This is a genomic window from Parazoarcus sp. PS-13 R2A (genome assembly GCF_057621855.1).
Window position 1 is genome coordinate 30,150 of record NZ_JBYEXN010000009.1, and the last position, 11,175, is coordinate 41,324.

Below are 11,175 nucleotides of genomic sequence, written 5' to 3' on the forward strand. Positions count from 1 at the left end.
CGTGGCGCTTACCATTCTCGGCCTTTCCGGCTCCCTGACGCACGACCCTTCCGCGGCGCTCTACATCGACGGCAAGCTTATCGCTGCCGCAGAGGAAGAGCGCTTTGTCCGCGACAAGCATGCCAAGAACCGCATGCCCTACGAGGCTGCGAAGTTCTGTCTCGAATTTGCCGGGCTCAAGCCTGCGGACGTGCAGGTGGTGGCGATTCCGTTTGCGCCGATCAGCATCACCGAGAAGGCGCGGTGGCATTATGCCAAGCGTTACTGGTATGCGCCGGATCGCGGTCTTGATGCGATCCTGATGGGCAACCGCCGCTACTACCGTTACAAGCGGCGCATCGAATGGACCTTGCTGCAGCTTGGCTTCGATCTGAAAAAGGTCGAGATCGTGCCGGTGGAGCACCACCTTTCGCATGCGTCGAGTGCCTATCACTGCTCGGGCTTCAGCGAAAAGACGGCGATCATGGGGATCGACGGCAAGGGCGAGTACGCCACGACCTTCTTCGGTTACGGCGAGAACGGCAAGATCCACAAGATCAAGGAATTCTACGATCCCGATTCGCTCGGCGGTCTGTACGGTGCGATCACCGAATACCTCGGTTTCGAGATGCTCGATGGTGAATACAAGGTCATGGGCATGGCGCCCTATGGCGATCCGGACAAGTACGATTTTTCGCGCTTGGCGAAGTTCGAGAACGGCGAGCTGGTCATCAATACCGACTACGCCAATGTGATCGGTTTCCGGCGCTACAAGGAAAAGGGCAAGGGCTACTACTTCTCGCCCAAACTGATCGACTGGCTTGGCCCGATGCGCGCGGGCGATGTGGCGGACGAGCCCTACATCCATTACGCGGCGAGCATGCAGAAGCTGTTCGAGGATCTGTCGCTGCAGATGATGGACTACTACCTGGGCGACATCCTGCGCGAAACCGGAAAGCTGGCATTTGCCGGCGGCGGCGCGCTCAACGTCAAGCTCAACCAGAAGATCATCGCGCGCCCCGAGGTGAAGGAACTCTTCGTGCAGCCGGCGTCAGGCGACTCGGGAACGGCTGTGGGTGCGGCGTCCTATGTGTCCGCTGCGCGCGGCGTGCCGGTCGAGAAGATGGAGCATGTCTATCTCGGACCGTCTTACACCAATGAGGATGTGATCGCGGCCTGCGCCCGCCACCCGTCCAGGCCGGAGTGGGTGCAGATCGATGACGTGCCGCAGCGTATCGCGCAGATTCTTGTCGACGGCAATCCGGTGGCCTGGTTTCAGGGGCGCATGGAGTTCGGACCGCGGGCGCTTGGCGGGCGTTCCATTCTGGGGTGCCCGAGTGCCGAGGGCGTGGCGGATCGAATCAACGAGCAGATCAAGTTCCGCGAGCGCTGGCGCCCGTTCTGCCCGAGCATGATCGACACGGTCGGGCCGCAGATGCTGCAGACGGATCACCCCGCGCCCTTCATGACCTTCACCTTCGAAGTGTCCGAGGAATGGAAGTCGCGCGTGCCCGAGGTCGTGCACGAAGACGGCACCTCGCGGGCGCAGGTGCTCAGGCGCGAGTTCAATCCGCGTTATTACGATCTGATGCTCGAGCTTGAGAAGCTCACCGGGAACGGCGTGGCACTGAACACTTCACTCAACCGTCGCGGCGAGCCAATGATCTGCTCGCCGACCGATGCGCTGAACATGTTCTTCGGTTCGGATCTCGAGTACCTGATCATGGAAGACGTGCTGGTGGTGAAGAAGGGCGTCTGAACCGGCTTTGCCCGTTACCCCGGCGGGGAGGCTGCGCCGTGATGGCGCAGTCTTCTGCCGGGCAGATGCTCTTCAGACGCCCCAGACGACCGGCACTTTTTCCTTCTGTGCCTGCTGCAGCATGTCGAGCAGCGGCCATGCGCGCTGGGCGAGGCTGACGGGTGCGGCCATGCCGGTGCGGCCTTCCTCGCGGTCGGCGGCTTCCTCCGCTTCGGTGCGTTCGGTCTGACGGGCGCGATCCTCTTCGATTGCAGCCTGCAGGCTCGCGATGGCTGCGGGCAACTGCTCCACGGTGACGATGCCCTTGGCGTCCGCGGGGTCCTTGCCCATCGCCGCGATGACTTGCTTGCCTGCGTCGCCAAGCATGATGACATCGGCGCTGGCGTCGGATTTGAAGATGATCAGCATGGTGTCGCTCCTCAGAGTCCCTTCACGGCGTAGATGCCCGGGGCATTGCGCCAGTATCCCTTGTAATCCATTCCGCATCCGAACAGGAAGCGGTCGGCGATGTCGAGGCCGCTGAAGTCGGCGCGCATGCCGGGATAGGCCTTGCGGTCATGTTCCTTGTGCACCAGCACGGCCGACAGCACCTCGCTTGCGCCTTCGGCCTTGAGGTATTCGATGATGGCGTTGAGCGTATGGCCTTCGTCGAGGATGTCGTCGAGGACGAGTACCGTTCGGTTGCGCAGGTCCTGCGTCGGGCGCACGCGCCAGTCGAGCAGGGTGCCCTGCGTGGCATGGCCGTAGCGGGTCGCATGAAGGTATGCGACTTCGAGCGGGAAGGGCAGGCGCGTCAGGATGCGCCCGGCCAGGATCAGGCCGCCATTCATGACGGTGTAGACCAGCGGGTTGCGGTCGGCGAGCCTTGCCGTGATCTCGGATGCCATGCGATCGAGTGCGCCTTCGACCGCCTCCTCATTGGCCAGACAGTCGGCTTCCTCACGGGCGCGTCGGATTTCATCCATGTTCATGGCGGTCTGCTTCTCTCTTGTTTGTGATGGCCGCGGGCGGCAATAGCAGGGGATTTTATCGCACTGGGGCCGCATCGCCCGACTGATGGACAAACTTGAAGGTAAACTGTCGCCTACTCCCTTCGTCTCAGGATTCTTCATGCCCGTCCACCAGATCAATCACCCCCTGGTCCGCCACAAGATCGGACTGATGCGGGAAGGTGACATCAGCACCAAGAAGTTTCGCGAACTCACGGCCGAACTGGCCCGATTGCTTGCCTACGAGGCGTGCAAGGACTTTCCGCTCGAATCGGTGACCATCGATGGCTGGGCCGGACCAGTGGAAGTCGAGCAGATCAAGGGCAAGAAAGTGACGGTCGTGCCCATCCTGCGTGCAGGGCTGGGGATGCTCGATGGGGTGCTGGACATGATCCCCAGCGCAAAGGTCAGCGTCGTAGGGATCGCACGTAATGAGGAAACCCTGCAGCCGGCGCCGTACTTCGAGAAATTCGTCGGACATCTCGGCGAACGCATGTCCCTGATCATCGATCCGATGCTCGCCACCGGTGGGTCGCTTGCAGCGACCGTGGACATGCTCAAGCGCAACGGTTGTGGCCAGGTACGTGCTTTGGTGCTGGTGGCCGCGCCCGAGGGTATTGCGCTGATGCAGGAGCGTCATCCAGACGTCGAGATCTATACCGCGAGCATCGACAGTCACCTAAACGAGCACGGATACATCATTCCGGGGCTTGGTGACGCGGGCGACAAGATCTTCGGTACCAAGCACAACTGATCAGGCGCGCATTGTCCGCAGCCATGCCGGCGTCAGACCGGCGCTGTGTGACGATGTCGCGGCAAATACTAGGGTAGTGACCGCAGCCGGTCTGCATGGCTGGCGCGCAAGGAGAATGGTAATGCGTGAAGTTCCCATCGAGTCTGCCGACCCATTGTGGCGGCAGGCGGTTTCTGGTGCCCAGATTCTTTTCGTGGCGTTTGGCGCGCTGGTGCTGGTGCCGCTGCTGACCGGCCTCAACCCCAGCATGGCGCTGCTTGGTGCGGGTGTCGGGACGCTCCTGTTTCAGTTCGTCACCGGGCGGCAGGTGCCGATTTTCCTTGGCTCCAGTTTCGCCTTCATCGCGCCGATCATCTACAGCATGCAGACCTGGGGCCTGCCCGCCACCATGGGTGCGCTGGCCTGTGTGTCGCTGGTGTATTTCGTTTTCTCCGGGCTGGTGTGGCGGCACGGGGCAGAGATCGTGCATCGATTCATGCCGCCGGTGGTGATCGGTCCGATCATCATGATCATCGGCCTGTCGCTTGCTGCTGTCGCGGTGAACATGGCGATGGGGCGGACGGGAGACGGCAAGGTCGAACTCGTGCCGTATGGCACGGCGATGATCGTGGCGACGGTCTCCTTCGGGGCGACCGTGGTCGCGGCCGTTTTCGGGCGGGGCCTCCTGCGCCTGGTACCGATTCTGGTCGGTGTTGGCACGGGCTATGTGCTCGCTGCAGTGCTGGGGCTGGTTGATTTCGGCAAGATCGCCGCTGCGCCATGGGTGGCGATGCCCGATTTCGTTGCGCCGACCTTCGAATGGGCTGCAATCCTGTTCATGATCCCGGTTGCGCTGGCGCCGGCCATCGAGCACGTCGGTGACGTGGTTGCAATCGGCGGGGTGACGGGCAAGGACTACACCGACAAGCCGGGCCTGCATCGCACCCTCGCCGGCGACGGACTGGGCGTGCTGTTTGCCGGTCTGATCGGCGGGCCGCCGGTGACGACCTATTCTGAGGTGACGGGCGCTGTCACGCTGACCAGAAGCTTCAACCCCAAGGTGATGACCTGGGCTGCGGTGTTCGCGATCGTGATGGCCTTTTTCGGGAAGTTCAACGCCTTGCTGCAGTCGATCCCGGTCCCGGTGATGGGCGGCATCATGATGCTGCTCTTCGGCTCGGTTGCAAGTATCGGCCTCAAGACCCTGATCGCCGACCGCACCAACCTCGACGAGCCGCGCAATCTCGTGATCGTTTCTGCGGTGCTGGTGTTCGGTATCGGCGGACTGGCGCTCAATCTCGACGGATTCAGCCTGCAAGGTGTGAGTCTGTGCGGCGTCGCTGCGATTCTGCTCAACCTGCTGCTGCCCAAGACCCGCGCGCAGTCCTGATATTCCAGCTTCGTCGGTGGCCGTGTCAGGCGCGGCTGCCGGCGAAGCGGCGCAACATGCGTTCGAGCAGGCGGCGAGCCAGCGGAAGTGCAAGCAGGCTGGCCCGTGCGCCGGGCCCGCCCTGCACGCGCCGGTACATCAGCCAGGCGATTCCGACCCGCTTGGCCAGTCGCCAGGCCTGGCGTGGTCTGGTCGCGATCAGCAGCAGCGCTGCGCCAGACAGGATCGGTGCCTGCTTGCGCGCCCAGCCTACGCCGTCGCGAACTTCGTCGATGGTATCGAGAATGGATTCGACGCCTTCGAGATGTCGCACCATATCGTCGCGCTGGCGCTCCGCATTGATCTGCAGCCGTTGCTTGCGTAGCGCAAATTCGATCAGCCGCGGGTTCATTCGTCGTCGCGGCGCAAGGCCGCTCGGTCGCGGGCCAGTTCGGCCAGGCTCGATGCAAAAAGCCGCGAGCCGCGCCTGATCTCGCGGGCGGCATTGCTCGCCGTCAGCAGCGCAGCACCGATGCAGACGGCGGTGGCAATGCCCAGTGCGAGCAAGCGGTGCTCCTCCCAGAACAGCACGGTGAGAAACACCAGCAGGAAAACGATTCCAAAGGCCAGCAGCAGCGCAGAAACCACGATATTGAGCAAAAGACCGCTGAGGCGAAGCTTTTCCTCCTGCACCTCAAGCGCGAGCAGCTCAAGTCGCGTCTGCGCCGTCTCCAGCCCGTGATCCAGAAAGCCGCGCAGGCTGTCTGCCAGGCGCGGTCTTCGTTTCTCGCTCACTGCGCCGGCTTACCTGCGGCCAGCCAGCAGGCCGAGCAGGAAGGCGACGCCCGCAGCGACACCAACGGATTCCCAAGGGTGGGCATGCACGTAGTCGTCGGTCGCGTGTGCAGCCTTCTTCGTCTTGTCGAGAATGGCTGCTTCTGCATCGGCGATTCTGCCCTTGGCGTCGGACAGACGGTCAGTGAGGCGACTGCGCACATCGCCAATCTTGTCACCCGCCTGGCCCGCCGTTAGCTTCAGCAACTCCTCGGCGTCGGATACCACCAGCTTCAGGTCGGAAACGAGTTTGTCCCGTGAGGGATGCGTCGTGTCGGTCATTCTTGGCCTCCTTGCGAACTATGACGAATGCGCGGTTGCGCGGTGATGAGTCCACGCTATTCCGTTTCCGGCGAGATGGCAAATCGATTGGAAACGGAGAGTGTGCGGGGCGTCACACGACATGCCGTCCGGCGCCCGCCGAAGCCTGATCGCCGTTTGTCGGCGCTTCGCGGCGACGGGCGAGGCGTGTCCCGAAATCGAATTCCGGGGCCGTGCGGAGTCGCCAGGCGGGGGCTCTTCGCTGAGCCGCCCGGCATGACCGGCGTCAGAGTATCCAGTCGTAGTCGACGGTGAGTGGTGCGTGATCGCTGAAGCGTGCCTCCTTGTATACCGCGGCGGATCTGGCCTTTTCCGCAATGCCGGTGGTAGCGATCTGATAGTCGAGTCGCCAGCCCACGTTCTTGGTCCAGGCCTGTCCGCGGTTCGACCACCACGTGTAGCAGGTCTCTCCGGCGTCCGGATACAGCGCGCGATAGACATCGACCCAGCCCTGTTCGTCGAACAGCCGGCTCAGCCAGGCGCGTTCTTCCGGGAGAAAGCCGGAATTCTTCTGGTTACTCTTCCAGTTCTTCAGATCGATCTCCCTGTGGGCGATGTTCCAGTCACCGCAGATCACGACTTCGCGACCGCTTGCGCGCAGGGCGGCGAGGTGGGGCAGGAAGCGCTCCATGAACGAGAACTTGATCTGGAGGCGATCTTCCGAACTGGAACCCGATGGGAGGTACAGGGAGATGACCGAAAGGGCGCCGAAGTCGAGTTGCAGGTAGCGGCCTTCGGCATCAATGTCGGCAATGCCGAGGCCCTCCACGACGCGGTCCGGTGTGTGGCGGCTGTAGATGCCGACCCCGCTGTAGCCTTTCTTTTCAGCGTAGTGAAACCATCCACTGAGTGGGGCTGGATTCCGCATCTGATCGCTCAGGTCTGGCCCCTGGGCCTTCAGTTCCTGCAGACAGACGATGTCAGCGTCCTGATTTGCGAGCCAGTCGAGAAAACCTTTGCTGGTTGCAGAGCGGATGCCGTTGAGGTTGGCAGAGATGATGCGTAACATGGGCAGACTTCCAGTCATGTTGCAATGCAGGATTCGAATCGTGGATTTTAGCCGGGAATTCATTGCCCTCGCCTGTGAAAAGGGCGTGCTGCGTTTTGGGTCATTCGTGACCAAGGCGGGGCGTAACTCGCCCTATTTTTTCAATGCCGGCCTGTTTGACGATGGCGTGTCGTTTCGTGCCCTGTGCGGATACTACGCACATGCGATTCGTAACGCCGGCGTCGCGTGCGACATGTTGTTCGGTCCCGCGTACAAGGGTATCCCGCTGGTGGCGGGTACGGCGATCCGGCTCGCGGAAGAAGGCGTCGGCCTGCCGTTCGCATTCAATCGCAAGGAAGCCAAGGATCACGGCGAGGGGGGCACGCTCATCGGCGCGCCGCTGGTCGGCCGCGTGCTGATCCTCGACGATGTGATCTCGGCGGGTACGTCGGTGCGTGAATCGGTCGAGATCATTCGTGCGGCCGGCGCCACGCCGGCCGGGGTCGTGATCGCGCTTGACCGCATGGAACGCGGCAAGGGCGCGCTGTCTGCAGTGCAGGAAGTGCAGGAGACATTCGGCATCCCCGTGATTGCGGTAGCGACGCTCGATGACCTCATCGGCTATCTGGCCGACAGCCCCGACCTCGCTGCCAATCTTGATGCGGTCAAGGCCTACCGGGAAGCGTATGGCGTCGGCTCGACTCGTTGAACTCGTGCTTCTGACCGCGCTTGCCGTGCCTTTGGCTGCGGCGGCGCAGGGACGGAGCATCTACTGCTGTGACGTGGGCGGTAGCCCCGTGTGCGGGGATATCCTCCCGGCTGCATGTTACGGACGAGGCTATCGTGAGCTCAGCACGAGCGGCACGCTGCGGCGTTACGTACCTCCGCCGCTGACGGCAGAGGAGATCGCCGAGCGTGACGAGGACGCGCGTCGTCGCAAGGAGGCCGAGGCCGTTGCGCTCAAGCAGCGACGGCTGGATCAGGCATTGCTGGAGACCTACCCCAGCGTCAAGGCGATCGCCGATCGTCGAGATCGCGCGCTGGCCGACATGGATCGCACGATTGCAGACTTGCGCGTGCGGGAGAAGGCGCTGATCGCGCGCAAGGCGCGCTTTGCGCAGGAGGCCGAGTCCTATCGCGGCCAGAACGTGCCGCAAAACCTCGCGGAAGATCAGCACAACGTCGATGGAGAGATCGCCGCCCAGCGCTCGATCATCGACGCCAAACTGCGCGAACGAGAGTCTCTCCGCCTGCGCTTCGAGGAAGATCGCCGTCGCTATCTTGAACTGACGGCCCCTGCATCCCGCCCGCGCTGACATAGCGCGGATTGCGCCCACGGAGATCCACATGAGCGCCATCGATTCCAGGGTGGTGAAAGCCGCCTGTCCACATGATTGCCCGGATACCTGTGCGATGGAGATCACCGTCGAACAGGGCAGGGCTGTGCGCGTTCGTGGTGCTGAGAGGATGCCGTTCACCAATGGCTCGCTGTGCACCAAGGTGTCGCACTATCTGGAACGGGTGTATTCCGACCAGCGCCTGCTGTATCCGATGAAACGCATCGGGCGCAAGGGTGAGGGGCGTTTTGAGCGCATCACCTGGGATGAAGCCCTGGACACCATTGCGGCGAAGTTCCGCGAGATCGCCGCCGACGATCCGCGCGCGATCCTGCCCTACAGTTACGCCGGCACCATGGGGCTGGTGCAGGGCGAGAGCATGGACCGTCGCTTCTTCCACCGTCTTGGCGCCTCGCTGCTCGATCGCACCATCTGCGCCTCGGCCGGCGCGGCCGGCTGGAAGGCGACGGTCGGTGCGGCCGTAGGGGCCGATCCCGAAGCACTGGTCGATGCCAGGCTGATCCTGATCTGGGGTGGCAACCCGGTGGTGTCGAACCTCCATGGCTGGCGTTACATGCAGGAGGCCAAGCGGCGTGGTGCGCGTTTGATCTGCATCGACCCCCGGCGCACCGATACCGCGAAAAAGTGTCATCAGCATATCGCGCCCCTGCCCGGGACGGACGGCGCACTGGCACTGGCAATGATGCAGGTCCTGATCGCCGAGGACCTGCTCGACCACGACTACATTGCGCAGCACACGATCGGCTTTGATGCGCTGGCCGAGCGTGTTCGTGAACATACGCCCGAATGGGCGGCGTCCGTCACCGGTCTGGATGCCGAGGTGATCCGCAGCCTTGCGCGCGAGTATGGGCGCGCGCAACCGTCCATGATTCGTCTCAACTATGGCCTGAACCGCTGTGCGGGGGCTGGCATGGCGGTGCGCAACATCGCCTGTCTTCCCGCCCTGACCGGCGCCTGGCGACATGCTGCGGGCGGGGCGCTGCTCTCCGTTTCCGGAAATTTTCCCAAGGATGTGCGCGCCCTGGCGCGGCCTGACCTGTATCCGGATGCAGAGCGCTTTCCGCCGCGCACGATCAATATGTCGAATATTGGCGAGGCCTTGCTCAAGGCCGGCGAGCCGCCGCTGCGGGCCATCTACGTCTACAACTCGAACCCGGTGGCGGTTGCGCCCAACAGCAATGAAGTACGGGCGGGTTTCGCGCGTGAGGATTTGTTCTGTGTGGTGCACGAGCTGTTCCAGACCGACACCGCCGACTACGCCGATATCCTGCTGCCCGCCACCAGCCAGCTCGAACACCGTGATGTGCATGGCAGCTACGGACACGCTTACGCAGTGTCCAACGAGCCTGCGATCGCGCCGCTGGGTGAGGCGAAGCCGAACACCGAGGTGTTTCGCCTGCTGGCGGCGCGGATGGGGTTCTCCGAAGCGCTGTTTTCCGAAACCGACGACGAGCTTGCGTCCCTGGCCTTTAATCGCGACGATCCGCGCGCATTCGGGGTGACGCCGGAAGCCCTGAAAGCACAAGGCTGGGTCAGGCTGAACCTGCCGCGCCCCAGTGTGCCGTATGCCCAGGGCGCCTTCAGGACGCCATCGGGCAAGTGCGAGTTTTACGCCGAGGCGCTCGCTGTGCAGGGGCATGACCCGCTGCCGGCCTGGACGCCGCCGGCCGAGTCCGTGTCGAGCAATCCTGCGCTCGCCCAACGCTACCCGCTGGCATTGATTACGCCGCCGGCCCGCAATTTCCTGAATACCAGTTTTGCCAATCTGCCCCGCTTCGTGCAGCAGGAAGGCTCGCCGAAGCTCGAGATTCATCCGCAGGATGCCGCGAAGCGCGCTATCAGCGATGGGGACCGGGTGCGCATCAGCAATGATCGTGGTGCCTTTCACGCCCGCGCAGTGGTCACCGAGGACATCCGTGCCGGTGTCGTCGTGAGTCCGTCAGTGTGGTGGCAGAAGCTCTCTGGCGATGGAGAGAACGCAAATGCGGTGACCTCGTCGGCACTGACCGACATGGGGGGCGGGCCGATTTTTTACGATTGTCTGGTTGAGGTCTTGCCTGTATGACGGTTTCGTCAAGCACGAATGCTGATATTGATGCGGTTGCAGCGCTGCTGAAGCGCGCCGAGCGCGTGTTGTTCATTACCGGGGCGGGCATTTCCGCCGATTCCGGACTCCCTACTTATCGTGGCATCGGCGGCTTGTATCATGAGCGCCTGACGGCCGAAGGGCTGACGATCGAAGAGGCGCTTTCGGGCGAGATGATGGCGCAACGGCCTGACATCTCGTGGCGTTACATCGGGGAGATCGAATCCAATTGCAGGGGCGCGAAGCCGAGTGCGGCGCACTTGCGTATCGCCGACCTGGAGGCGGAAAAGCCGGGGGTCTGGGTGCTGACGCAGAACGTCGACGGCTTGCACCGCATGGCCGGATCGGAGAAGGTGATCCAGATCCACGGCACGGTGCATCACCTGCGCTGCACCGAGTGTCCGCATCAGCGCAGCGTGCACGATTTTGCCGGGCTTGATCTGCCGCCCGCGTGTCCGGTGTGCGGCGGCGTGCTGCGTCCGGATATCGTGCTGTTCGGCGAGATGTTGCCGCAAAAGGGGCTGGATCAGCTTACCCATGTGCTCGAGTCGGGGGTCGATCTGATCGTATCCATCGGCACCACAAGCGTCTTTCCGTACATTTCCGGGCCGGTGTGGTGGGCACAGCAGAACGGGATTCCATCGGTTGAAATCAATCCGGGTGACACCGAGGTCAGCGATATTGTCGACTATCGCCTGCGCATGGGCGCAGCGGACGCTATGACGCAGTTGTGGGCGCGCATGCACGAACTGCCCTGAT

13 protein-coding genes are annotated in these 11,175 nt (G+C 63.0%); 7 read left to right on the forward strand and 6 right to left on the reverse strand.

The features are described 5' to 3' along the window. Position 1 precedes the first annotated feature (1 nt). Positions 2-1,738: a carbamoyltransferase family protein gene (locus AC22G6_RS10070; RefSeq protein ID WP_487366679.1), complete on the forward strand. Its 1,737-nt coding sequence runs from the start codon at positions 2-4 to the stop codon at positions 1,736-1,738. 72 nt (positions 1,739-1,810) lie between these two features. On the opposite strand, the gene AC22G6_RS10075 is transcribed toward AC22G6_RS10070, so the two are convergent. Further along, entirely contained in the window at positions 1,811-2,146 is a 336-nt protein-coding gene (locus AC22G6_RS10075) for a DUF1840 domain-containing protein (protein ID WP_487366680.1), read from the reverse strand. A gap of 11 nt (positions 2,147-2,157) precedes the next feature. Further along, positions 2,158-2,709, reverse strand: coding sequence for a hypoxanthine-guanine phosphoribosyltransferase (locus AC22G6_RS10080; protein ID WP_108950932.1), 552 nt, complete (start codon positions 2,707-2,709; stop codon positions 2,158-2,160). Positions 2,710-2,848: 139 nt separating this feature from the next. Here AC22G6_RS10080 and upp point away from each other — a divergent pair, with 139 nt between their 5' ends. After that, positions 2,849-3,481: a uracil phosphoribosyltransferase gene (gene upp, locus AC22G6_RS10085; protein ID WP_108973227.1), complete on the forward strand. Its 633-nt coding sequence runs from the start codon at positions 2,849-2,851 to the stop codon at positions 3,479-3,481. Positions 3,482-3,602: 121 nt separating this feature from the next. After that, on the forward strand, positions 3,603-4,850 hold the full coding sequence (locus tag AC22G6_RS10090) for a uracil-xanthine permease family protein (protein ID WP_487366681.1): 1,248 nt from the start codon (positions 3,603-3,605) through the stop codon (positions 4,848-4,850). A gap of 25 nt (positions 4,851-4,875) precedes the next feature. Here the strand turns inward: AC22G6_RS10090 and AC22G6_RS10095 are convergent, their stop codons facing one another. From AC22G6_RS10095 to AC22G6_RS10110, 4 genes are all read right to left on the reverse strand, one after another. Continuing rightward, positions 4,876-5,241 (reverse strand): YqjK-like family protein, encoded by a 366-nt coding sequence (locus AC22G6_RS10095; protein WP_487366682.1) that lies wholly within the window; start codon positions 5,239-5,241, stop codon positions 4,876-4,878. Beyond that, the gene (locus AC22G6_RS10100) at positions 5,238-5,624 is read right to left on the reverse strand and encodes a phage holin family protein (RefSeq protein ID WP_108950936.1); all 387 of its coding nucleotides are present in this window, start codon (positions 5,622-5,624) and stop codon (positions 5,238-5,240) included. Before AC22G6_RS10100 ends, AC22G6_RS10095 begins: the two co-directional genes overlap by 4 nt. Before the next feature lie 9 nt (positions 5,625-5,633). Continuing rightward, a complete protein-coding gene (locus tag AC22G6_RS10105; protein WP_108950937.1) occupies positions 5,634-5,945 on the reverse strand; it encodes an ElaB/YgaM/YqjD family protein in 312 nt (103 codons plus the stop codon). Between the two features lie 265 nt (positions 5,946-6,210). Further along, positions 6,211-6,993 carry an exodeoxyribonuclease III gene (locus tag AC22G6_RS10110; RefSeq protein WP_487366683.1) on the reverse strand — a complete coding sequence of 261 codons (783 nt, stop codon included), beginning with the start codon at positions 6,991-6,993 and terminating at the stop codon, positions 6,211-6,213. A gap of 40 nt (positions 6,994-7,033) precedes the next feature. Here AC22G6_RS10110 and pyrE point away from each other — a divergent pair, with 40 nt between their 5' ends. From pyrE to AC22G6_RS10130, 4 genes are read left to right on the forward strand one after another with little or no spacing between them, the layout of a single operon-like run. Then, positions 7,034-7,681 carry an orotate phosphoribosyltransferase gene (gene pyrE / locus AC22G6_RS10115; RefSeq protein WP_487366684.1) on the forward strand — a complete coding sequence of 216 codons (648 nt, stop codon included), beginning with the start codon at positions 7,034-7,036 and terminating at the stop codon, positions 7,679-7,681. Beyond that, positions 7,659-8,288, forward strand: coding sequence for a hypothetical protein (locus tag AC22G6_RS10120; RefSeq protein ID WP_487366685.1), 630 nt, complete (start codon positions 7,659-7,661; stop codon positions 8,286-8,288). The genes pyrE and AC22G6_RS10120 overlap by 23 nt, the downstream gene beginning before the upstream one ends. A gap of 31 nt (positions 8,289-8,319) precedes the next feature. Further along, positions 8,320-10,395: a molybdopterin-containing oxidoreductase family protein gene (locus AC22G6_RS10125; RefSeq protein WP_487366686.1), complete on the forward strand. Its 2,076-nt coding sequence runs from the start codon at positions 8,320-8,322 to the stop codon at positions 10,393-10,395. Beyond that, a complete protein-coding gene (locus AC22G6_RS10130) occupies positions 10,392-11,174 on the forward strand; it encodes an NAD-dependent deacylase (RefSeq protein WP_487366687.1) in 783 nt (260 codons plus the stop codon). The genes AC22G6_RS10125 and AC22G6_RS10130 overlap by 4 nt, the downstream gene beginning before the upstream one ends. The last annotated feature ends 1 nt before the right edge of the window (position 11,175 follow it).

What these genes read in the sequence shown, in the direction of transcription:
- AC22G6_RS10110 (WP_487366683.1), bottom strand. Translation starts at nt 6,993, where the DNA reads ATGTTACGCATCATCTCTGCCAACCTCAACGGCATCCGCTCTGCAACC.
- AC22G6_RS10095 (WP_487366682.1), bottom strand. Translation starts at nt 5,241, where the DNA reads ATGAACCCGCGGCTGATCGAATTTGCGCTACGCAAGCAACGGCTGCAG.
- AC22G6_RS10080 (WP_108950932.1), bottom strand. Translation starts at nt 2,709, where the DNA reads ATGAACATGGATGAAATCCGACGCGCCCGTGAGGAAGCCGACTGTCTG.
- AC22G6_RS10120 (WP_487366685.1), top strand. Translation starts at nt 7,659, where the DNA reads ATGGCGTCGGCTCGACTCGTTGAACTCGTGCTTCTGACCGCGCTTGCC.
- AC22G6_RS10090 (WP_487366681.1), top strand. Translation starts at nt 3,603, where the DNA reads ATGCGTGAAGTTCCCATCGAGTCTGCCGACCCATTGTGGCGGCAGGCG.
- AC22G6_RS10075 (WP_487366680.1), bottom strand. Translation starts at nt 2,146, where the DNA reads ATGCTGATCATCTTCAAATCCGACGCCAGCGCCGATGTCATCATGCTT.
- upp (WP_108973227.1), top strand. Translation starts at nt 2,849, where the DNA reads ATGCCCGTCCACCAGATCAATCACCCCCTGGTCCGCCACAAGATCGGA.
- AC22G6_RS10130 (WP_487366687.1), top strand. Translation starts at nt 10,392, where the DNA reads ATGACGGTTTCGTCAAGCACGAATGCTGATATTGATGCGGTTGCAGCG.
- AC22G6_RS10105 (WP_108950937.1), bottom strand. Translation starts at nt 5,945, where the DNA reads ATGACCGACACGACGCATCCCTCACGGGACAAACTCGTTTCCGACCTG.
- AC22G6_RS10125 (WP_487366686.1), top strand. Translation starts at nt 8,320, where the DNA reads ATGAGCGCCATCGATTCCAGGGTGGTGAAAGCCGCCTGTCCACATGAT.